Origin of the sequence: Mycobacterium intermedium (genome assembly GCF_002086275.1) — a bacterium.
Lineage (GTDB): Bacteria > Actinomycetota > Actinomycetes > Mycobacteriales > Mycobacteriaceae > Mycobacterium > Mycobacterium intermedium.
On sequence record NZ_MVHT01000090.1, the window covers coordinates 1 to 19786 of the forward strand.

Here is a 19786-nt window from a genome sequence, read left to right on the forward strand (position 1 = left end):
ACACCCGTGGCGCTACCCCCGGCACCGCCGGTCCCAGCGGCGCCGCCGAACAGACCCGCGTTGCCGCCGGCCCCGCCTGCCCCGGCGGTCCCGCCGGTGAAGGAGCTGACCCCTCCGGCTCCGCCCGCGCCGCCAGAGCCGAACAGCCAGCCGGACCCACCGGCACCACCGGCCCCGCCATTACCGACCGTGGAGGACCCGCCTGCACCGCCGGCCCCACCGTTGCCGATCAACCCGGCAGCGCCGCCCGCGCCGCCGGCCCCTCCAGTGCCGGCCACTCCCGACCCACCGTTGCCGCCGTTGCCGATCAACCACCCGCCTGGTGCGCCGGGAGCACCCGTCCCCGGCGCCCCGTCAGCGCCATTGCCGATAAGCGGGCGGCCCGTGACTGCCTGGACCGGGCCATTGATCGCGTTGATCAAGCTCTGCAACGGCGAGGCCGCCGCGGCCTCGGACGCCACATAAGCATCCGCGCCGGCACCCAACGCCTGCACGAACGAACTGTGAAATGCCGCCGCTCGCGCGGCAAGCGCCTGATAAGCCTGTCCATGACTGGAAAACAGCGCTGCGATCGCAGCGGATACCTCATCCTCGGCCGCGGCAACCACTCCAGTCGTCTGAGCGGCGACAGCCGCGTTGGCCGCCTCAAGGGCCGAACCAAGCCTGGCCACATCGGGAACAGCGGCACCCAGAACGTCAGGCAGCACGACGACGAAAGACACTGCTAACCTCCCGACACCACACGGCAACGGCCGCGTCAACGGCCTCCCTGGCGGGTCCGGGTCAGCGCTTCGCGGCGACTACAAATTGACGGCAAAACAATAACTGTAAAGAGCCATGTACATGTAGGGGTTAACGAAATTGGGCTGACAGGCTCATCTACTCCGACCGGCGGTGTCAGCCTTCGGGTTTAGGCGGAGGCTCGTGCGCCCGGCCCAGGCTCGGCGCGAACATCGCGCGCCCGCAGCCCCGCGTGGCCGGCCTCGCAAGCCAGCCGCACCGAAACCGGCTCACCGCAGTCGGCGTGACGCAACACCACCGCCGGCCCGGCTTCGTCGGATTCCCACCGATCGCCCCACTGCATCAGGGCAACAATCGCCGGCAACAGATCACGCCCCTTGTCGGTCAGCCGGTACTCGTCGCGCCGCCGGCCCCGGTCATCGCGATACGCCTGCTTCTCCAGCAGTCCGTTCTCCACCAGGGTCTTCAGCCGGGCCGACAACAGGTTGCGCGCACACCCCAACGCCGCATGGAAGTCGTCGAACCGCCGCACCCCGTAGAACGCCTCGCGCAGCACCAGCAGCGTCCACTTTTCCCCGACCACGCTCAACGTGCGGGCGATAGAGCAATTCGACGAGCTGTAGCGCAGACGATCCGGATGCATCAGACCCACCTTTCTGGGTTGACATCTTAAACCCAGCATCGCTAAGTTTACGAAATAAACTTACGAAAGGTCAGTGCCATGCCCATGCTCGATGCCTACATCCCCGAAGGCGCCCTCTCGCCCGACGCCGAAAAGGCGCTGATCTCCCAACTGACCGACATCCTGTTGCGCAACGAGGGAGCCAACCCCGAAGACCCCCGCACCCGGGAAATCGCCTGGGTGTTTCTGCACCGCCCCGCGACGGTGTTCGTCGCCGGCGAGCCGGCCACCGCACCCCGCTACCGCGTCGTCGCGTCGGTTCCGGAAGGGCAGTTCGACGACGAACGCCGCGCCGCGATCGTCCGCGAAGTCACCGAGGTCGTGCTGGCCGCCGAGAACGGCGCCTACCCCCCGGACCCGCAACGGGTTTGGGTGTTCCCCACCGAAATTGCCGACGGCACCTGGGGCGCCAATGGCCGCATCAACACGCTGGCCGACATCGTCACCTATGTCACCGGCGACCCTGAGGCGGGCCGCAAGCACGCCGAACGCCGACTGGCGGCACGGCGCCCCGCCGCCGTCGCCAGCTGACCGGGGTAGGGGCCGATAATGGCCCAATGCGGTCGGTAACCGAGCACCAGCGTGTCGTAGCGGAGATGATCCGGGCTCGCCCAGCAGTCACTCTTCCGCTGGCAGACGCCCTCGGTTTGGCGCTAGCCGACGACGTGGTCGCACCGCTGTCGCTGCCGGTGTTCGACAACTCCGCTATGGACGGTTACGCCGTGCGCGCCGAGGACACGACGGGGGCGACGCCGGAGCAACCGGTCGTGCTGCCGGTCGCCGAGGACATCCCGGCGGGGCGCACCGACGAGTTGACGTTGAAGCCCGGCACCGCACACCGCATCATGACCGGAGCGCCGGTACCGTCCGGCGCTACCGGCATCGTGCCGGTCGAGGTCACCGACGGCGGCGTGGACTCGGTGGAGATTCGTCAGGAGGCCACTGCCGGCAAGCACATCCGCCGCGCAGGCGAGGACGTCGCCGCCGGTACCACCGTGCTGCACGCGGGCCAGGTGGTGACGCCGGCCGCACTCGGCCTGGTCGCAGCCTTGGGCCTGGCTGAGCTGAAAATCGTTCCACGACAACGGGTCCTGGTGATCTCCACCGGATCTGAACTGGTGGCGCCCGGAAACCCACTCGAGCCCGGGCAGATCTACGAGTCCAACGCGATCATGCTGGCCGGCGCGGTGCGCGACGCCGGCGCGGCCGTCGTCGCCACCGAGACCGCGGGCGACGACGTCGAGCAGTTCGTGGCCATACTCGACCGCTACGCGGCGGACGCCGACCTGATCATCACCAGCGGCGGCGTCAGTGCCGGCGCCTACGAGGTGGTCAAGGACGCATTCGGGCGCGACGGCGACAAGGGGGTGGAGTTCGTCAAGGTGGCGATGCAGCCCGGCATGCCCCAGGGCACCGGCGAGGTCGCGGGCACCCCGATCATCACGCTGCCCGGCAACCCGGTCAGCGCATTGGTCTCCTTCGAGGTGTTCATCCGGCCGGCGTTGCGAACGGCCATGGGATTGCCCGATCCGCACCGGGAGCACCGGGCCGCGGTGCTGACTGAAACGGTGACCTCCCCGCGCGGCAAACGGCAGTTCCGCCGGGCGGTGCTCGACAAGTCCTCCGGCCAGGTGACCAGCTACGGCCCGCCGGCGTCGCACCATTTGCGCTGGCTGGCCTCGGCCAACGGTTTGCTGGACATCCCCGAGGACGTCGTCGAAGTGCCCGCCGGAACTCAGGTACAGGTCTGGGATTTGACCTAACCGCTCCCCGTAAGATGACCCCGTGGCCAGACGCCCCAGCCCAGAAGGGCCCCAGCATCTGCTCGAATTGGTGCGGTCCACCGTTCCGCCGATCCACCCCGCCGGGCGGCCCTTCATCTCGGCCGGGCTCGCGGTCGCGGCCCTCGGATACCGCCACCGCTGGCTACGCAACGCAGGTCTGGTCGCGGCCGGAGCCTGCGCCGGGTTCTTCCGCCACCCGCCGCGGGTGCCACCCACGAAGCCGGGCGCCATCGTCGCACCCGCCGACGGGATTATCTGCGTCATCGACTCCGCGGCGCCGCCCGCGGAACTGAGCCTGGGCGACGAGCCGCTACCCCGCGTCAGCATCTTCCTGTCTGTTTTCGACGCCCACGTCCAGCGCGCGCCGGTCAGCGGCGAGGTAATTGCGGTGCAGCACCGGCCGGGGCGCTTCGGGTCCGCGGACCTTGCCGAGGCGAGCGCCGACAACGAGCGCACCAGCGTGGTCATCCAGACCGACAGCGGCGCCAAGGTTATCGCCGTACAGATCGCCGGTCTGGTCGCTCGCCGCATCGTGTGCAACGCGCACATCGGCGACAAGCTGTCCATCGGCGACACCTACGGCCTGATCCGGTTCGGCTCCCGACTGGACACCTACCTGCCGGCCGGCGCGGAACCGATTGTCCAGATTGGCCAGCGAGCCTTGGCCGGCGAGACCGTACTGGCCGAGCTGCCATGATCGAAAAGCCTCGCGTCCGGCGAACGAAAAACCTGCATCTGCTGCCCAGCGCCATGACGGTGCTGTCCATCTGCGCGGGACTTACCTCCATCAAGCTGGCCCTCGACAAAGAGCCGATCCCCGCGATGGCACTGATCGCGATAGCTGCCATCCTGGACGCCCTCGACGGCCGGGTGGCGCGGATCCTGGACGCCCAATCGCGGATGGGCGCCGAGATCGACTCCTTGGCCGACGCCGTGAACTTCGGGGTGGCCCCCGCGCTGGTCGTCTATGTGACGCTGTTCAATTCACCGCTCGGGTGGATGGTCGTGCTGTTGTACGCCATCTGCGTCGTGTTGCGGCTGGCCAGATACAACGCCGCACTGGACGACGGCACCCTGCCGCCCTACGCGAAGGAATTCTTCGTCGGCATGCCCGCACCGGCGGGCGCGGTGTCCATGATCGGCACCATTGCGCTCAAGTTGGAGTTCAAAGACAAATTGGGGTGGGGCGAACACGGCTGGTGGACCAACCAGTGGGTGCTCGCCACGTGGATCGCGGGTACGTCGTTGCTGATGGTCAGCGCGATCCCGATGAAGAAGGTGCACACCTTCGCGGTGCCGCCGAACCTGGCGGTCCTGGCGTTGGCCGTGGTGGCGCTCGTCGCGGCGGCCGCGGTATGGCAGCCGTACCTTTTGATCTGGGTGATCATCATCTCCTACGTTTGCCACATCCCCTTCGCTGTGCGCAGTAAGCGCTGGCTGGCACAGCACCCCGAGGTGTGGGGAGAAAAACCCAAACAGTGGCGTGCCGCGCAGCGCGCCACCCGTCGGGCACAGCCGCACCGCCGGTCAATGGCGCGGCTGGGTCTGCGGAAGCCCGGCGGACGGCCGTGAGTTGGCTCAGCAACTCACCCTTACCGCCCGCCTGAACACCTCGGCCGTCGACTCGCGCCGGGGCGTCGTCCGGCTACACCCCAGCGCGATCGCGGCGCTGGGCATCCGCGAGTGGGACGCGGTGTCGTTGACCGGCTCTCGCACCACCGCGGCCGTGGCGGGCATGGCCCGCCAGGACATTCCGGTGGGCATCGTGTTGCTGGACGATGTGACGCTGTCCAACGCCGGACTGCGCGAGGGCACCGAGGTGATCGTCAGCCCCGTCACCGTCTACGGCGCCCGCTCGGTCACACTCAGCGGATCGAAGTTGGCCACCCAGTCGATCTCGCCGGTGACCCTGCGCCAAGCTCTGCTCGGCAAGGTGATGACCGTCGGCGACGCGGTGTCGCTGCTTCCCCGCGACCTGGGCCCGGGCACCTCGACGTCTGCGGCGAGTCAGGCACTGGCGGCCTCGGTCGGCATCAGCTGGACGTCGGAGTTGTTGACTGTCACCGGCGTCGACCCCGCGGGTCCGGTCAGCGTGCAACCGAACACACTGGTCACCTGGGGCAGCGGCGTCCCGTACACCCCGCAGACGAGCCCGCCCGAACAGGTCGGCATCGCCAGCCCGGAGATTCAAGTCGAGGAGCTCAAAGGCTCCCAACCGCAGGCCGCCAAGCTCACCGAATGGCTGAAACTTGCGCTCGACGAACCGCACCTGCTGCAAACCTTGGGCGCCGGCAGCAATCTCGGTGTACTGGTCTCCGGCCCGGCCGGCGTGGGCAAGGTGACCCTGGTGCGCGCCGTGTGCGCCGGGCGCAGACTGGTGGAGCTCGACGGACCGGAGGTCGGAGCGCTCGCCGCCGAGGACCGGCTCAAGGCGGTCGCGTCAGCGGTGGCGACGGTGCGTGATGGCGGCGGGGTGCTCCTGATCACCGACGTCGACGCCTTGCTGCCGGCCACCCCCGAGCCGGTGGCTTCCCTGATCTTGGCCGAGCTGCGCACCGCGGTGGCCACCGAGGGCGTGGCGTTGATCGCCACCTCCGCGCGACCTGACCAGCTCGACAGCCGGCTGCGCGCGCCCGAACTCTGCGACCGGGAACTGGGCCTGCCGCTGCCCGACTCCGGCACCCGCAAGGCGCTGCTGGAAGCGTTGCTCAAACCGGTGCCCACCGGCGAGCTCAACATCGACGAGATCGCCAGCCGTACACCGGGATTCGTTGTCGCCGATCTCGCTGCGCTACTGCGCGAAGCGGCGCTGCGGGCCGCATCGCGGGCCAGTGCCGACGGCCAGCCGCCGAAGCTGAGCCAAGAGGACCTCATCGGCGCGCTGACCGTCATCCGGCCGCTGTCCCGCTCGGCGGGCGAGGAGATCTCCGTCGGAAACGTCACGCTCGACGACGTCGGCGACATGGTGGAGGCCAAGCAGGCACTGACCGAAGCCGTGCTGTGGCCGCTGCAGCACCCGGACACGTTTGCCCGGTTGGGCGTCGACCCGCCGCGCGGGGTGCTGTTGTACGGCCCGCCGGGGTGCGGCAAGACGTTCATAGTCCGCGCGCTGGCCAGCACCGGACAACTGAGTGTGCACGCCGTCAAGGGTTCCGAGCTGATGGACAAGTGGGTCGGCTCCTCCGAGAAGGCCGTCCGTGAATTATTCCGCCGGGCAAGGGATTCCGCTCCATCCCTGGTGTTTCTCGACGAGGTGGACGCGCTGGCGCCGCGCCGCGGCCAGAGCTTCGATTCCGGCGTGAGCGATCGGGTGGTGGCCGCTTTGCTGACCGAACTCGACGGCATCGACCCACTGCGCGACGTCGTGGTCCTCGGCGCGACCAACCGACCCGACCTGATCGACCCGGCCCTGCTGCGCCCGGGCCGGTTGGAGCGCCTGGTGTTCGTCGAACCGCCCGATGCCGCGGCCCGCCGTGAAATCCTGCGCACCGCAGGCAAATCCATCCCGCTGAGCGACGACGTCGACCTGGACGAGATCGCAGCCGGGCTCGACGGCTACAGTGCCGCCGACTGTGTGGCCCTGCTGCGCGAGGCCGCGCTGACGGCGATGCGCCGTTCCATCGACGCCAACGCCGTCACCGCCGCCGATCTGGCGGCCGCGAGCGAGGCCGTACGCCCGTCGCTGGACCCCTTGCAGGTGGAGTCGTTACGCGCGTTCGCCAAAGCCCTGTAGGAGCGCCCGAGCCGACTCCGCAACGTCGGACTCCAGCCAGTCGGGCAGCACATCGTCGTAGGCATGGCGCCGCACGACGCCATACGGCAGATCCACGACCGCTCTGCTCACCGCGTCGACCGTGCGCGGGTCTTTGCGTCCGTACAACTGCTCCGCCAACTGTCCAACCCGCTCGAGCAACGGTGCATTCATTGCAGTGAGGGTCTCGCGGAACTTCGCATCGGGCTGGCCGTCGAGCAGATCGGTGGGCCGGATGGTCAGCAGCAGGCGCGCATCGTCGAGCAGTTCACGGGCGAAATCGATCGCCGCCACCGCCATGGCCACCGCGGCATCTAGTGCCGCGTCCGCCCCTGAGACGGAGAGTGAGGCGGCAAGCGCCCTGGATTGAAATCGTTCGAGCGCCCGCAGCCATGCGGCGATGACGACGCCGTCACGATTGCCGAAGCGGTGATACAACGTGCCGGCGGGTGCGCCACTGGCCGCAGCGATCGCGGCGACGCTCGCCGCGCGCGGGCCATGCGTGAGCACCAGCGCCCTCGTCGCGTCCAGGATCACATCGGTTTCATGCTTCCGCGGAGGTGCCACGATCTAGTATGGTCCTTCTATATGGAACGATTACCCTATATCGATGAGCATGCTATCTCGATTGATGCCTCCGTGTCGGAAACATGGGAGGCACTGCTGCGGGTGATGTGCCGGGACCCGCAGGATCCGACGACCGTGCCGTTCGGCTTTGTCCTCGACGAAGTCCGGCCGGGCGAGCGGCTCGCACTGAAGGGTCGCCACCCGTTCGCGGTCTACCGGTGGGTGTTCGAACTCGACCACTTGGCGCCCGGGCGTACCCGGGTGCGCGCGGGATCGTGGGCGAAATTCCCCGGGCCGCACGGCAAGGTCTATCGTGCGCTGGTCATCGGGTCGGGCGGCCACCGTGTCGCCGTGCGACTGACGCTCAAACGCATTGCAGCACAGGCACAATCGGGCCGGGTCGGCGCGGCGTGATTCCAGGCCTGACGTGGGGAGCCACGCCGTCGGAACGGGCCGCCCAACTCCCGTGCGACAGGCTGCTGGCCCACGCCGGCGTCCAGGCCGACCGTGCCATCAGCGTGAAAGCCCCACCGGCCGTGCTGTTCTCCTGGTTGTGCCAGCTACGTGTCGCGCCGTACAGCTACGACCTCCTCGACAATTTCGGCAGGCGCAGTCCGCGCCAACGCGACCCCGAATTGGTGAACCTTGAAGTCGGCCAACGATTTATGACGTTGTTCAAACTGCAGTCGCTTGTGCCCGACGAGCAGATCACCTTGCTGTCCCAAAGTGTGGTCGTGACCTACATGATCCGAGCCGAGAACAGCGGTTCGCGACTTCATGTCCGCGTGCTGTTCGGCGGGTCGCAACTGCTGGGACGCGCACTGGCGCTGGGTGACCTGGTGATGATGCGAAAGCAGTTGCTGACGTTGAAGGCACTGGCCGAGCGCGAAGCCGACCTGCCTCTCCCCCGCTGACAAAGCCGAGCTCGCCCGCCCGGCCAGAACGGGTGCCGCGGTCGCTTCCAAGTGACGCCGCATCCGGCGCAGTATCGATGAGCTTGCTACGGCTGGTCGCGGTGACGGGACCCTACGCCGCGCTCGGCGCAGGGGGGGCGATCTCAAGCCTTAAGTCGACAGCTCGAACTCCACCATCGCCGTCACCGACTCCAGCGCTTCGCTGAGCGCGGCGAACCGGTCGGCGGCCGATGGAGCGGCCAGCACCGAATAGCGGTCAGAGGGACCCATCGGAACCCGCGCTGCCAACGCATACAGCCGGTCTCCGGCGGCCGCGTCGCGCACCAACGGGTTGTCGTAGCCGAGCAGGACGTCGCGGTCGGGCAACCGCACCCCGCGTGCGTCGGCAATCAGCTCGAACAACGCCACGATGCGGTCCTCGACCTCCAGGAACTGGGATTGGGTCACTGGATCCCCCGGCTCGTCCGCCCAGATCTGCACCGTCGCGCGCGGATAGGGATCGTCCGGCAGCCAGTCGCAGACTCGAATCCGTTCGGCGGTGCGGCAGCGCAGCTGATAGCGACCCGCGCCCTGGTCGACACATTGATCGATGTTGGCCATCGTCCCGACGTCACAACGCGCGTCGCCCCCGCCGACCTCGCGGCCGCGGGAGATCAGCACCACACCGAAGCGCGGTTCGTCGCTGCCCATGCAGTCGCGAACCAACGCCGCGTACCGGGGTTCGAAGATGCGCAACGGCAGATCTTCAAAGGGCAGTAGCGCTGCCTCCAACGGAAACATCGGTGACTCAAAGGGATTCGGGCCGCCCGGCGCCACGGTCAGATCACCAGCTCGGAAACCAGAGCGTCGACGACCGCGCGCAGATCGCCGTCGTGCTCCTCGGCCACCCGCCGCTGCCGTTGGTAGGAGGCGCCCAAGCGAGGGATGTCGGCCACCGCGGCCAGCTCGTCAGAACAGTGCAGCGACTTGGCGACCGGCTCCAGCCTGTTCAGCACATCGTCGAGATCCTCGGTCACCAACCGCTCGTTGCTCTCGGCGTCCAGGATGATCACCGCGTCCAGCCCGTAACGGGCCGCGCGCCACTTGTTTTCCTGAACATGCCAGGGCGGCATGGTCGGCAACGACTCGTCGGCCTCCAATCGACGGTCCAGATCGACGATCAGGCAGTGCGTCAACGCCACCAGGGCGCCCAGCTCACGCAGGTTTGACACCCCGTCGCAGATCCGCACTTCGAGCGTGCCGAGATGCGGGGAAGGTCTGATGTCCCAACGCACTTCGTCGACGTGGTCGATGATCCCCGTCTTCTTCTGGTCGTAGACGAAGCCCTCGAACTCCGACCACTTCTGGAACTGAAAGGGCAGACCGGCGGTGGGCAACTGCTGGAACATCATCGACCGGTTACTGGCGTAGCCGGTGTCGACACCGGCCCACCACGGCGATGATGCCGACAACGCCAGCAGGTGCGGGTACTGGTTCAGCAGCGACGACAGAATCGGCATGACCTTGTTGGCCGAGGAGATCCCCACGTGCACATGCACGCCCCAGATCAGCATCTGCCGCCCCCACCACTGAGTGCGCTTGATGAGCTCGGCGTAACGCGGTGCATCCGTGAGCTTTTGGCTGGACCATTGGGCGAACGGGTGCGTCCCGGCGCAGAACAGTTCCATGCCGCGATCCCGTACAACCCGGCGCGCCGGGCCCAGGGTTTGGCGCAGGTCCTCCATCGCCTCGGCGGAGTTCTCACAGATGCCGGTGACGAATTCGACGGTGTTGCGCAGCAATTCCTTGTGCACGCGCGGGTTTTCGCCGATCTCGGCCATGACCGCGGTGGCCTCGTTGCTCAGGTCCCGGGTTTGGGCGTCGACGAGCGCGAATTCCCACTCGACACCGACGGTCGGCCGAGGTGAGCGGGCGAAATCGATGCGTGCTTCCGCCCTGGTGAGCGGCGTGCTAGCCGGAACCGATGACGCCACACGCCACCCGCTTGCCGGCATCGCCAGTGGTCGTGGTGGTCTCGTCGGGGCCCGGTGTCCCGTTGGTCTGGTTGTAGCGATCGGCAGGGATGTTGCCGAAGTTGTCGGCACCGGAGTGAATGATGATCGCGGTCTTGTCGCCGGACACCAGGTCTTCCTTGGTGAAGGCGTCCGTCGTCGTCACCAACAGGCCGGAGCCATCCTTGCGCACCTGCAGGGAGGTCAGGTCGCCGCCGGCGTGGCCGCCGTGGCCGTCAGCATGGAAGTGCCCACCGGCAGAGGAGAAGTCACCGTCGCACTTGCCAACCTGGTGCAGGTGGACGCCGTGGAACCCCGGCGAGAGGATGCCGGCGGTGGTGGTCCGAAGCGTGATGGTGGCGTAGCCATTGGCGAACTCGAACTTCGCCGTCGCGACCTCTACCCCGTCCGGCCCTTTCAGGACGGTCGTCAAGGTCTCCGACGCCGGTCCGGCCGGTGCCTGGTCGTGGCCATGGCCGGTTGACGGCACGGGCGACGGGGTCCAGATGGGCGGCATGGTGTTCTGCGATTGCTCTGATTGCGGCGCTGCTTTTTGCGGTGAAGAGCACGCGCTCAGCAGCGCGACGGAAGTGGCCGCTGCGAGTACAGACATGCTGACGGCTGCGGCGTTGCGGTGTCCGGCGGGCTTAGGCATAGCGAGAGCCTATCTTGCTCATCCCGTCACTAGGACAATGACGCCCGCCGGTTGCTCCGACAATTCGGGGATGCGCTTCTCGACCGGTGCGTGCAGCGCCTTGCCGACTTCCTCGGCGGTAGCCCGCTCGGCCTCATCGGCCCAGTACACGGTGGTGACCGTGACATCGGGTACCTGCAGATCATCGACGTTGACGACCTTGAATCCCGCTGCTACCAGCTGGTCTTTTGTCCGCGCGGCAAGGCCGTCCTGGCCGGAGATGTTGTAGATGTGCACCTCGGCCTGCTTGGCCGGGGGTTTGCTCGTGGTGGTCGGTGACGTAGTCGTCGTGACGGCCGACGGCGGCGGCGACTCGTCGTCAGACTTCCCGGACGAACTCAGGGCCTGCCAGCCGAGCAACAGAAAGATGGTGCCGAGAAACAAGAGCACCATGACCATCGCTCGCAGTGGAAGCCCCGAAGAGTCGGGTACACGCTCGTTCATCGAGCCCACTGTAGCCAGAACGGAAGCAGAACCGAGGGATCAGGTCAGCTCGAAGCCCAACCGCCGCGCCGCCCGTGCCTTCTGGCGGCTGGCGCGCAGCCGTCGCAGCCGCTTCACCAACATCGGGTCGGCGGCAAGCGCCTCGGGTCGATCGACCAAGGCATTGAGCACTTGGTAGTACCTGGTCGCCGACATCGAGAACAACTCCTTGATGGCCTCTTCTTTGACGCCGGCAAATTTCCACCACTGACGTTCAAAGGCCAAGATGTCGTGTTCGCGACGAGTCAGCCCGTCGGCGACCTCATCGTCGTCCCCCGCTCGACTTGCCCGCGCCATGGCGCTGTCCATATTTCTTCCCCTGGACCCTTCCGCCGAATCTCAAAACCGCTCTAATGACTTGACTTAAGTACGGGCGTGGTTTGCGCGAATATTGAACCATGCCGCGAACCCGCGAGCCGTAATCCAGACCCGCGAGTCGGCAGACTTGCCGGGAGTGTCCGGCGTGTCGCGCGCGCCGCCCATCCGCCAGGCAACTTTAATCACAACCCCGCACCTGTCCGTCGGACGGGAGCATGGCGTGTCGCCCACACAGCGACACTCAAGATGCGGGCCGAGATGGCCCGTACCACACGGCCGTTGTCGCGCAAAGGCGGGCAGAGAACCCATTCCCCGGCTCCAGAGACCAGTGGGGCTGGTGTGACATCGCCGAGTGCCGCTCGAACCTGACGGCCGCCTCGCCGCCCGCCTCCTCAGCAGCCCGTTCCGGGCCGCATCGTCGGCGGGCCCGACCCAATCGCCCACCTCCTCAGCAGCCCGTTCCGGCCCGCATCGTCGGCGGGCTTAAGCTAGCCGACCATGGCAGTCGTTCCGATCCGGATCGTGGGGGATCCGGTCCTGCACAATCCGACAACGCCTGTCGAGGTAGGCGCCGACGGATCCCTCCCCCCGGATCTGCCCGAACTCATCAACACGATGTTCGAGACCATGGACGCCGCGAACGGCGTCGGCCTGGCCGCCAACCAGATCGGCTACGCACTTCGGCTGTTCGTCTACGACTGCGCCGACGACCGGGGACTGGAACACCGTCGCCGCGGTGTCGTCATCAACCCGGTGCTGGAAACCTCCGAGATTCCCGAGACCATGCCGGCGCCCGGCCACGAGGACGACGAGGGGTGCCTCTCGGTGCCCGGCGAGTCATTCCCTACCGGACGCGCCAAATGGGCACGGGTCACCGGCCTCGACGCCGACGGCAAACCCATCACCCTCGAGGGCACCGGCTTGTTCGCCCGGATGCTGCAGCACGAGACCGGGCACCTCGACGGCTTCCTCTACATCGACCGACTCATCGGCCGACACGCCCGCGCGGCGAAACGAGCCATCAAGGCACACGGCTGGGGCGTTCCCGGATTGTCGTGGCTGCCAGGCGAGGGACCCGACCCGTTCGGTCATTGATGCCAGCCTGGCCGGAACTCGGCACCCGGGTCTCGGTTCGATACCGCCGGCCCGCCGGTTCCGTCCCGCCGTTCTCCGACGCCGTAGGACACCTGCTCGCGGTCGAGCCGACGATGCGCGTGCAGACCAAGACCGGAGCGATCGTCGAGTTCGCCCCTGCCGACGTGGTGGCGCTGCGGACGCTGACAGACCGGCCGGTGCGCACCGTTGAGATCCGAAACCTCGAGCGGGTGGCGGCTGCGGCCCGACCGGCCGACGAACAGGAATGGCTGGACGGCTGGCTGCTGCGAGCCGGGCGAACGGATCCCGCACTGAGCACCAATTCAGCTGTGCCGCTCGATGTTTCCGCGAACGCAGGTGCGATTCCGGCTATCGCCGACTGGTACCGCCAACGCGGCCGCCGGCCGCGACTCGCCGTTCCCGACCGCTTGCTGCCGACACCACGGGGTCAAGTCAGCGAACACATCGAGCAGGTACTGGTTTGCGAGTTAACCGAGCGCGACGCCGTCCTGCCGTACGGCATCGATCCGGGCGGCAGCGATCCGGACGCCTGCGTGGTGGGCGATGCGCCGGACGGCACCAGGTGGGCCGGTTTCGCGACCCCACCGAGCTCCCCCGAGCTCCTATCCTGGGCGGCAAGTCGCGGCGCTACCCGCGGCTACGTCACGGTCGGTGAAGACCGGCCTGCGGCAATCGAGTCGGCCCGCGCGCTGGGTTTCCGACTGCACCATCACCGTCGCTACCTCGCGTTGCCCGATAGCTCGAGTTAGGAGAAAGCCGTGCCCGACGGCATATTGCGCCTCGCCACCTGGAATGTGAATTCGATCCGTACCCGACTGGACCGCGTTCTCGACTGGCTCGCCCGTGCCGACATCGACGTGCTCGCCATGCAAGAGACCAAGTGCTCGGATAGCCAATTCCCCGCCCTGCCGTTTTTCGAACTCGGCTACGAGGTGGCGCACACCGGCTTCAACCAGTGGAACGGCGTGGCCATCGCGTCCCGCGTCGGGCTGGACGACGTACAGGTCGGCTTCGAAGGCCAGCCCACCTGGACCAGCAAGCCGGACGTGGCGGCCCAGGCGGAGGCGCGCGCTCTGGGTGCCACGTGCGGCGGTGTCCGGGTGTGGAGTCTCTACGTGCCTAATGGCCGCACCCTGGTCGATCCGCACTACACCTACAAGCTGGAATGGCTTGCCGCACTGCGTGATACGGCTGAAGGCTGGCTGCGCGACGATCCCGCTGCGCCGATCGCACTGGTCGGCGACTGGAATATCGCCCCAATCGATGACGACGTGTGGAGCACCGAGTTCTATCAGGGCTCCACGCACGTCTCCGGCCCGGAGCGCAAGGCATTCAACGACATCGTCGACGCCCAATTCACTGATCTGGTACGGCCTTTCACCCCGGGTCCGGGTGTCTACACCTACTGGGATTACACCCAGCTGCGCTTTCCCAAGAACAGGGGCATGCGCATCGACTTCATCCTCGGCTCCCCCGCGTTGGCCGCCCGGGTCACCGACGCGCAGATCGTGCGCGAGGAACGCAAAGGCAAGGCGCCCAGTGATCACGCCCCGGTGCGCGTGGATCTGCGCAACGAATAACGCCTGCCGCCGAAATCTCTGCGACAGTTCGTTTGTCTGCGTCTTCGGTTGGTGGCAGGCTTTAACTTGAGGCTTGCTGAAAACAACTCAATTGTTGCTGTTTGAGCGCGCGTCCACACCGGTATAAAAGCAGTTACAAATAGGGAGTCGTCATGAGTGTCGTGGGCGGAGCGATCCGCAATGTTGGTCGAACGGTGAATCGTGTAGCAGCGGCAACGACGGCGACGGCCGGCGCGGTGGGCGGCGCGGCGGTCAACGGTGTCGTCGGCGGCGTCAAGGGGGCGGCCGAAGGCATTCAGCGTGGACTCAGCACGGGAGCCGATTCGACCCCCGCCGCGGCGTTGGCCATCGGCGCCCTCGGCGTCACCGGGCTTGTCGAATGGCCCATCCTGTTGGCTGTCGGCGGCGGAGCATTGTTGCTGCGCAAGTTGAATCGTGGCGGCGAACATCCCGCGGCGAAGATCCCCGCGGCGGCACCGGCGGCCAAGTTGGCGCCGGTGCCCAGTGAGCCTGAACCCGCGAAATCCGCACCCGCGAAATCCGCACCCCAGAAAGCGCCCCGCAAATCGACAGCCAAGACAACGGCTAAGAAAACAACGGCTAAGAAAACAACCGGCCGCCGAGCGGGTAGTGCCCATTTGCGCAGCACCAATTAGCGGGTGGTGTTGAGCCCCCGTTGAGCAAATCCGTCTCCCTAGGACTCGCTCTGCCGCTGCGCGCTGTCGGCGCAGGCATGCAGGTCACCACGGCCGCCCTGGGCAAGTCCGCCGGCGGGGTGGTCAAATCGGTTGCCCGCGATCTCTCGCGCGACCTGTCGCGCGAGACGATGACCCGACGCTGCACGCGAAATGGGGGCCGCGCCTGGATCGAGGTGCGCGGCCTCGAGAGCCATGAGGACCTCGGTCGGGTGGTGCTGGACGCGATGCGGGCACATCGCGATGTGCAATCCGCCCGGCTGAACTATCCGTTGTCCCGCGTCGTGGTCGACTTCGACGATTCGGACACGTCGCTGCGGGCTTTGTGCCGTGTGGTCGAAGAAGCCGAAAAGCGTTGCGAATCACCGCAGCAACGAGCGAACGTCCTGCCCGCCGACGGCACCGTACCGGTAACGCGAGCGGTCACGGTTGCCGCAACCGCCGCGGGGCTCGGCGTGGCTCAGCGGCGGCTGAGCGAGCAGCAGGCGCGGTCGGTTTCCGACGACCCCGACGACGTCGCCGACTTCTGCGGCGACGGGTTGACCCTGGTTGGCTTCCTCGGCCTGTCGGACACCCCCCGCCCCCAAGCCGCCGCTCTGCTCGCGGATCTGCGCAGGATGACCCCGGAGAACAAGGTGCAGATCGTGCAGAAGCTGGAAAGCAGCGGGCGGGTGTGCGCGATGGTCGGCGACGGCTCCAACGATGCCGCGGCGATTCGTGCCGCCACGGTGGGCATCGGCGTGCTGGCGCAAGGAAGCGACCCGGCAAGCGTCGCGGCTGACGTGGTCTTGGTCGACAGCCGAATCGAATCCCTGCTGCCGTCGATCCTGGAAGGCCGTCAACTTTGGCAGCGGGTGCAGGCTGCGGTTTCGGTACTGCTGGGCGGAAATGTCGGTGAAGTTGCATTTGCCATCATCGGCACCGCGATCAGCGGGGTGTCACCGCTCAATACCCGACAGTTGCTTCTGGTGAACATGCTGACCGACGCGCTGCCCGCGGCGGGTCTGGCGGTGAGCAAACCCAGCGATCCGTTGAACGTCAATGCGCGGGGCCGGATCAGCGGGCCGTGTGGCGTGCCGTCGGGGTTCGCGGGACGACGACAGCGGCGGCGGCCACGGCGGCGTGGGTGATGGCGGGTGTCACCGGGGGACCGAAGCGCGCCTCCACGGTAGGTCTGGTCGCCCTGGTAGGCGCTCAGTTAGGTCAAACCCTGCTGGAATCCCGTGACTGGCTGGTGGTGCTCACCGCTGGGGGTTCACTGGCCGCAATGGGCGCCTTGATCAGCATCCCGATCCTCAGCCAATTGCTCGGGTGCACTCCGATCGGCCCCCTCGGGTGGGCTCAAGGTCTGGGCGCCGCGGCTGCCGCAACAGTGGCGACGGGTGTGCTGAACCGAGTGCTGGAAAATCGGGATCAGCCGGACCCGACCGAGGCCTCGACGGAGACGGACGCGCCGGAACCGGCTCCACAATCTCCACCACCCCCACCCGCCACAACAGGGCGTAAAGCTCCGTCAAAGGCACACTCAACAGTGCGGCCAACGACGAAACCAGCGGGTCGGCCAGGGCATCTGTCGTCGCCATACTCTCGACGTTGACCGCGCTGTCCTGCTCAACGGCTAACCCGACATGACCGAAAGGCGAACGATGGCGGAAAAGAAGAATTCCCGGGCTCCCCATGCCAACCGGGCGGTGTCGCAGCGCGAGGCCGTGAAGAAGATCCGGGAGGGTGAAACCTTCGTGATCAACCTGCCGGTGGTGGGCAAGATATCCGTTCCGCCACCGGAACAGCTGGCTTACTACGGTGGCCTGGCCGCGCTGGCCGCCCTCGAGCTCATCGACTGGCCGGTCGCCCTGGTCATCGCCACCGGGCATGCGCTGGCCAGCAACCACCACAACAAGCTGCTGGAGGAGTTCGGCGAGGCGCTGGAAGACGCCTAACCGCCCGCGTCGGCGATCGCTTTGTCGAATTGCAGGGTGACGCGGGTGCCCGCCGCAGTTCGGTTGGTGTCCACCCGGTCGGCGAAGCCGCTGATCATGGTCAGCCCCCGCCCGCGGCGGCGACCACGCAGACTGGCCGATGAATCGCCGGCCCAGCTGCCCGAGTCGCTGACCGTGACAGCCACCGTGTCGCGGTACAAAAAGCCTTCCACAGAGACCGTATCGCGGCCGTCTCCGTTGCTCCCGTGCTCGATGGCGTTAGACACCGCCTCACCCGTCGCCAGCAGGATTTCGTCGGCTCGGTCGGGCTGCACAGCGATGGCTTTGAGCCAGTCATTCACTTGCTGGCGGGCGACCGGAACCTCTGCCGGTACGGCGGACACCACGGTTGCGAAGCTGTGCGGCCCGGCATGACTCGGACGTAACGCGAGCACCACGACGTCGTCACCGTATCCGCCGGGTGGGCTCATCCGTCGCAGCAGCTCGGCGCAGACGGCTTCGACGGGCAAGTTGGCGCAGCCCGCCGCGGCGGTCTTCAGCCGTGCGAAACCGACGGCGAGTGCCTCCCCCGGCCGCTCCACCAGTCCGTCGGTGTAAAGCAGGACCATGCTGCCCGGTGGCAGGTCCGCCTCCGCTGCGGGGTCGTAGGCGCGGTAGCCACGGGTCCCCACCGGGGGTCGTCGCCCGGATGCCAGAAACACCGTCTCCCCATCCGGCAGCACCACCAAGGGATAGGGATGCCCGGCGCAGCTGTAGTTGATGACACCGTGGCCGATCGTGGCATAGGCGACGGTCGCGCAGCCCGCACCGGCGATGGTGGCCGCATACGTGTCCAATGCCCGCAGCACCTCGGCCGGATCGGCCAACGTGAGCACGGAAGCGGCCATGGCCGCGCGCAACCTACTCATCACGATCGCTGCGGGCAGGCCGTGTCCGACGACGTCACCCACGGATATGCCGATCCGACCCACGCTGTTCAGCGGCGTCACCGAAAACCAGTCGCCGCCGACCCGCATCGGCTGGTCGGCCGGCTGGTAGACCGCGGCGATGACCCCAACCATCGACCCGCGATCCAAGTCGAGCAGTTGCTCCTGGAAGTCCACCGCAATGCGGTGCTCGCGCGTAATGAGCCGCACCCGCTCCAACGTGGACTGGGTGAATTCGGCTGTTCGCCTGAATGTTTCGAGTTCATTCGGTTCGAAGACGCGAGGGCTGGGCCACAGCAGCAGCAGTACCCCGATGACGCGGGCCGCACCGTCACGCAGCGGATAGGCGACGCATGCGCGGACACTGCCCGCGCTGTACTGCACGGCGTGCTGATAACGCGACGGAAGCTCGAATGTGTCGGTGACGATCATCGGCTCACCCGTACGCGCGACGTCAACGCCTAACAGGGGTGAATCCATCTGGGCGACATGGAAGCGATCACGCAGCTCCACCGGAAAAGCGCCGGCGTAACTGAATCGGACCTCGTCCCCGTCGACAACACCAATCGCCACCGCAGCGGAGTCACCGGAACCCGATGACGAGTTCAATACGGCCGCAAGGATTCCGGCGATCGAATCGGTGTGCTGCAGTGCCGCATCGAGCTCAACCAGACCCGCCGTCAGCGGCAAGCGGAATTCAGCGGTTTCGGCGACCGCGCAGAGAACTCCGTAGACGTCACCGCCATCGGCGATCAGCGGACTGCAGCTGAAGGTGAAATGCCGTTCGCGGGGCTGACCGCCGCGATCGATCAGCAGCATCAAATCGTCAGACTCCGCTGCCACGCCGGTTTCGACCACGCCGCTCAGCGTCGGGCCGACGGATTGCCAGACATCCGACCAGACGTCGCGCCCCCGTCGCCCCAAGGCTTCCGGATGCTTGTCACCGAGGAAGGGGACGAAAGCATCGTTGTACACCTGGAACAGATCGTCCTCGCGCAGGAACACCGCCATGGGGAGCCGCGAGGTCAGCGCAACCGATACCGCAGCCCTCACTTCGCAGGCCCAATCTTGCGTCGAACCCATCGGATGGGCCGCCCAGTCGAACTCGGCGAACCGGCGACCCATCTCACCGCCCAACCTGGCCGCAGTGGCCAGGTCGTGCGGCAGCGGGTGCTGGCTCATCGCCTCCGCTCGGAATCCTTCGGTCTAACGCCCCGCAGCGCGTCCGGCACCGTCGGGTAGATGTCGAAAATGCGGTCCAGTTCCGTCACCCGGATGGGTTGCAAAACTTGGCCGTGGTCGGCAACCACGCGTACGGAGATGCCGACGGCTCGCCCTTGCTCATGGCAGTCGAGCACCGCGTTCAGGCCGGCGCTGCCGAAGAAGGTGACCGCCTGCAAGTCGACGATGAGCAGGCGACCCGGGTGGTCGCCGGCCAATGCCAACGCCTCCGTCAGGTGGGTGGTGAGCTCGGCGGCGGTGCTGGAATCGATCTCCCCCCGAGCGCACACGATGACGGTGTCCTCGCGACTCTCGTGCGCGACCGCCAACAACTCCATAGTTCTCTCCGCCCGAATCACCCTGTGCCGAGCCTAACCCGCGGC

Annotated in this window: 22 protein-coding genes and 2 pseudogenes; 13 read left to right on the forward strand and 11 right to left on the reverse strand. The window is 67.2% G+C overall.

Translation table 11 applies throughout. The annotated features are described in order from the left end of the window. Nucleotides 1-722, reverse strand: a 722-nt coding sequence (locus BST27_RS24435) for a PE family protein (protein ID WP_139805343.1), incomplete at its 3' end; no start/stop codon positions are given. A gap of 188 nt (nucleotides 723-910) precedes the next feature. Next, nucleotides 911-1384, reverse strand: coding sequence for a winged helix-turn-helix transcriptional regulator (locus BST27_RS24440; RefSeq protein ID WP_069421999.1), 474 nt, complete (start codon nucleotides 1382-1384; stop codon nucleotides 911-913). Between the two features lie 78 nt (nucleotides 1385-1462). Between BST27_RS24440 and BST27_RS24445 the strand changes: the two genes are divergently transcribed. From BST27_RS24445 to BST27_RS24465, 5 genes are read left to right on the forward strand one after another with little or no spacing between them, the layout of a single operon-like run. Then, the gene (locus BST27_RS24445) at nucleotides 1463-1954 is read left to right on the forward strand and encodes a tautomerase family protein (protein WP_069421974.1); all 492 of its coding nucleotides are present in this window, start codon (nucleotides 1463-1465) and stop codon (nucleotides 1952-1954) included. Nucleotides 1955-1980: 26 nt separating this feature from the next. After that, nucleotides 1981-3186, forward strand: a complete 1206-nt coding sequence (gene moeA, locus BST27_RS24450; protein WP_069421975.1) for a molybdopterin molybdotransferase MoeA — start codon at nucleotides 1981-1983, stop codon at nucleotides 3184-3186. Between the two features lie 22 nt (nucleotides 3187-3208). Continuing rightward, on the forward strand, nucleotides 3209-3904 hold the full coding sequence (locus BST27_RS24455) for a phosphatidylserine decarboxylase (protein ID WP_069421976.1): 696 nt from the start codon (nucleotides 3209-3211) through the stop codon (nucleotides 3902-3904). Further along, nucleotides 3901-4779 carry a CDP-diacylglycerol--serine O-phosphatidyltransferase gene (gene pssA, locus BST27_RS24460; RefSeq protein WP_069421977.1) on the forward strand — a complete coding sequence of 293 codons (879 nt, stop codon included), beginning with the start codon at nucleotides 3901-3903 and terminating at the stop codon, nucleotides 4777-4779. Before BST27_RS24455 ends, pssA begins: the two co-directional genes overlap by 4 nt. Before the next feature lies 1 nt (nucleotide 4780). Then, nucleotides 4781-6940, forward strand: a complete 2160-nt coding sequence (locus tag BST27_RS24465; RefSeq protein WP_069422000.1) for an AAA family ATPase — start codon at nucleotides 4781-4783, stop codon at nucleotides 6938-6940. On the opposite strand, the gene BST27_RS24470 is transcribed toward BST27_RS24465, so the two are convergent. Further along, a complete protein-coding gene (locus BST27_RS24470; protein ID WP_069421978.1) occupies nucleotides 6914-7525 on the reverse strand; it encodes a TetR family transcriptional regulator in 612 nt (203 codons plus the stop codon). The genes BST27_RS24465 and BST27_RS24470 overlap by 27 nt on opposite strands. 21 nt (nucleotides 7526-7546) lie before the next feature. Here BST27_RS24470 and BST27_RS24475 point away from each other — a divergent pair, with 21 nt between their 5' ends. Together BST27_RS24475 and BST27_RS24480 are read left to right on the forward strand one after the other, a co-directional pair. Beyond that, nucleotides 7547-7939 (forward strand): hypothetical protein, encoded by a 393-nt coding sequence (locus tag BST27_RS24475; RefSeq protein ID WP_069421979.1) that lies wholly within the window; start codon nucleotides 7547-7549, stop codon nucleotides 7937-7939. Beyond that, nucleotides 7936-8439: a hypothetical protein gene (locus BST27_RS24480; RefSeq protein WP_069421980.1), complete on the forward strand. Its 504-nt coding sequence runs from the start codon at nucleotides 7936-7938 to the stop codon at nucleotides 8437-8439. The genes BST27_RS24475 and BST27_RS24480 overlap by 4 nt, the downstream gene beginning before the upstream one ends. Before the next feature lie 150 nt (nucleotides 8440-8589). Here BST27_RS24480 and BST27_RS24485 read toward each other — a convergent pair whose 3' ends face one another. From BST27_RS24485 to napA, 5 genes are read right to left on the reverse strand one after another with little or no spacing between them, the layout of a single operon-like run. Beyond that, entirely contained in the window at nucleotides 8590-9219 is a 630-nt protein-coding gene (locus tag BST27_RS24485) for an LON peptidase substrate-binding domain-containing protein (protein ID WP_069422001.1), read from the reverse strand. A gap of 38 nt (nucleotides 9220-9257) precedes the next feature. After that, nucleotides 9258-10433, reverse strand: coding sequence for a glutamate--cysteine ligase (locus tag BST27_RS24490; protein ID WP_069421981.1), 1176 nt, complete (start codon nucleotides 10431-10433; stop codon nucleotides 9258-9260). Beyond that, nucleotides 10390-11085 (reverse strand): superoxide dismutase[Cu-Zn], encoded by a 696-nt coding sequence (sodC, locus tag BST27_RS24495; RefSeq protein ID WP_069421982.1) that lies wholly within the window; start codon nucleotides 11083-11085, stop codon nucleotides 10390-10392. Before sodC ends, BST27_RS24490 begins: the two co-directional genes overlap by 44 nt. An 18-nt stretch (nucleotides 11086-11103) precedes the next feature. Beyond that, nucleotides 11104-11568, reverse strand: a complete 465-nt coding sequence (locus tag BST27_RS24500; protein WP_069421983.1) for a LytR C-terminal domain-containing protein — start codon at nucleotides 11566-11568, stop codon at nucleotides 11104-11106. A 39-nt stretch (nucleotides 11569-11607) separates the two neighbouring features. Further along, nucleotides 11608-11916 (reverse strand): nucleoid-associated protein NapA, encoded by a 309-nt coding sequence (gene napA, locus BST27_RS24505; RefSeq protein WP_069421984.1) that lies wholly within the window; start codon nucleotides 11914-11916, stop codon nucleotides 11608-11610. Between the two features lie 507 nt (nucleotides 11917-12423). On the opposite strand from napA, the gene BST27_RS24510 reads away from it, so the two are divergent. The 5 genes and pseudogenes from BST27_RS24510 to BST27_RS34855 all read left to right on the forward strand — a co-directional run. After that, complete coding sequence (locus BST27_RS24510; RefSeq protein ID WP_069421985.1) at nucleotides 12424-13020, forward strand: peptide deformylase; 597 nt, start codon at nucleotides 12424-12426, stop codon at nucleotides 13018-13020. Then, entirely contained in the window at nucleotides 13020-13790 is a 771-nt protein-coding gene (locus tag BST27_RS24515) for a GNAT family N-acetyltransferase, cg3035/Rv0428c family (protein ID WP_069421986.1), read from the forward strand. The genes BST27_RS24510 and BST27_RS24515 overlap by 1 nt, the downstream gene beginning before the upstream one ends. A 24-nt stretch (nucleotides 13791-13814) precedes the next feature. Next, complete coding sequence (locus BST27_RS24520; RefSeq protein ID WP_079220033.1) at nucleotides 13815-14621, forward strand: exodeoxyribonuclease III; 807 nt, start codon at nucleotides 13815-13817, stop codon at nucleotides 14619-14621. 152 nt (nucleotides 14622-14773) lie between these two features. Then, on the forward strand, nucleotides 14774-15277 hold the full coding sequence (locus tag BST27_RS24525) for a hypothetical protein (RefSeq protein WP_069421988.1): 504 nt from the start codon (nucleotides 14774-14776) through the stop codon (nucleotides 15275-15277). A 488-nt stretch (nucleotides 15278-15765) separates the two neighbouring features. Beyond that, nucleotides 15766-16913: pseudogene (locus BST27_RS34855) on the forward strand (cation-translocating P-type ATPase C-terminal domain-containing protein); the annotation flags it as partial. On the opposite strand, the pseudogene BST27_RS34860 reads toward BST27_RS34855, so the two are convergent. Then, nucleotides 16828-17016, reverse strand: a pseudogene (locus BST27_RS34860) (hypothetical protein); the annotation flags it as partial. The pseudogenes BST27_RS34855 and BST27_RS34860 overlap by 86 nt on opposite strands. On the opposite strand from BST27_RS34860, the gene BST27_RS24535 reads away from it, so the two are divergent. Continuing rightward, nucleotides 16963-17256: a hypothetical protein gene (locus tag BST27_RS24535; protein WP_069422002.1), complete on the forward strand. Its 294-nt coding sequence runs from the start codon at nucleotides 16963-16965 to the stop codon at nucleotides 17254-17256. The pseudogene BST27_RS34860 and the gene BST27_RS24535 sit on opposite strands and share 54 nt — an antisense overlap. Here the strand turns inward: BST27_RS24535 and BST27_RS24540 are convergent. Together BST27_RS24540 and BST27_RS24545 are read right to left on the reverse strand one after the other, a co-directional pair. Beyond that, entirely contained in the window at nucleotides 17253-19364 is a 2112-nt protein-coding gene (locus BST27_RS24540; RefSeq protein WP_069421990.1) for a SpoIIE family protein phosphatase, read from the reverse strand. The two genes, BST27_RS24535 and BST27_RS24540, sit on opposite strands and share 4 nt — an antisense overlap. Further along, a complete protein-coding gene (locus BST27_RS24545) occupies nucleotides 19361-19741 on the reverse strand; it encodes an STAS domain-containing protein (RefSeq protein ID WP_069421991.1) in 381 nt (126 codons plus the stop codon). Before BST27_RS24545 ends, BST27_RS24540 begins: the two co-directional genes overlap by 4 nt. Nucleotides 19742-19786 lie beyond the last annotated feature (45 nt).

Bases quoted from the DNA above. Each gene is read 5' to 3' on its own strand.
- BST27_RS24440 (WP_069421999.1), bottom strand. From the start codon at position 1,384: ATGCATCCGGATCGTCTGCGCTACAGCTCGTCGAATTGCTCTATCGCC.
- BST27_RS24445 (WP_069421974.1), top strand. From the start codon at position 1,463: ATGCCCATGCTCGATGCCTACATCCCCGAAGGCGCCCTCTCGCCCGAC.
- moeA (WP_069421975.1), top strand. From the start codon at position 1,981: ATGCGGTCGGTAACCGAGCACCAGCGTGTCGTAGCGGAGATGATCCGG.
- pssA (WP_069421977.1), top strand. From the start codon at position 3,901: ATGATCGAAAAGCCTCGCGTCCGGCGAACGAAAAACCTGCATCTGCTG.
- BST27_RS24475 (WP_069421979.1), top strand. From the start codon at position 7,547: ATGGAACGATTACCCTATATCGATGAGCATGCTATCTCGATTGATGCC.
- BST27_RS24485 (WP_069422001.1), bottom strand. From the start codon at position 9,219: ATGTTTCCGTTGGAGGCAGCGCTACTGCCCTTTGAAGATCTGCCGTTG.
- BST27_RS24490 (WP_069421981.1), bottom strand. From the start codon at position 10,433: ATGCCGGCAAGCGGGTGGCGTGTGGCGTCATCGGTTCCGGCTAGCACG.
- sodC (WP_069421982.1), bottom strand. From the start codon at position 11,085: ATGCCTAAGCCCGCCGGACACCGCAACGCCGCAGCCGTCAGCATGTCT.
- BST27_RS24500 (WP_069421983.1), bottom strand. From the start codon at position 11,568: ATGAACGAGCGTGTACCCGACTCTTCGGGGCTTCCACTGCGAGCGATG.
- napA (WP_069421984.1), bottom strand. From the start codon at position 11,916: ATGGACAGCGCCATGGCGCGGGCAAGTCGAGCGGGGGACGACGATGAG.
- BST27_RS24510 (WP_069421985.1), top strand. From the start codon at position 12,424: ATGGCAGTCGTTCCGATCCGGATCGTGGGGGATCCGGTCCTGCACAAT.
- BST27_RS24515 (WP_069421986.1), top strand. From the start codon at position 13,020: ATGCCAGCCTGGCCGGAACTCGGCACCCGGGTCTCGGTTCGATACCGC.
- BST27_RS24525 (WP_069421988.1), top strand. From the start codon at position 14,774: ATGAGTGTCGTGGGCGGAGCGATCCGCAATGTTGGTCGAACGGTGAAT.
- BST27_RS24535 (WP_069422002.1), top strand. From the start codon at position 16,963: ATGGCGGAAAAGAAGAATTCCCGGGCTCCCCATGCCAACCGGGCGGTG.
- BST27_RS24540 (WP_069421990.1), bottom strand. From the start codon at position 19,364: ATGAGCCAGCACCCGCTGCCGCACGACCTGGCCACTGCGGCCAGGTTG.
- BST27_RS24545 (WP_069421991.1), bottom strand. From the start codon at position 19,741: ATGGAGTTGTTGGCGGTCGCGCACGAGAGTCGCGAGGACACCGTCATC.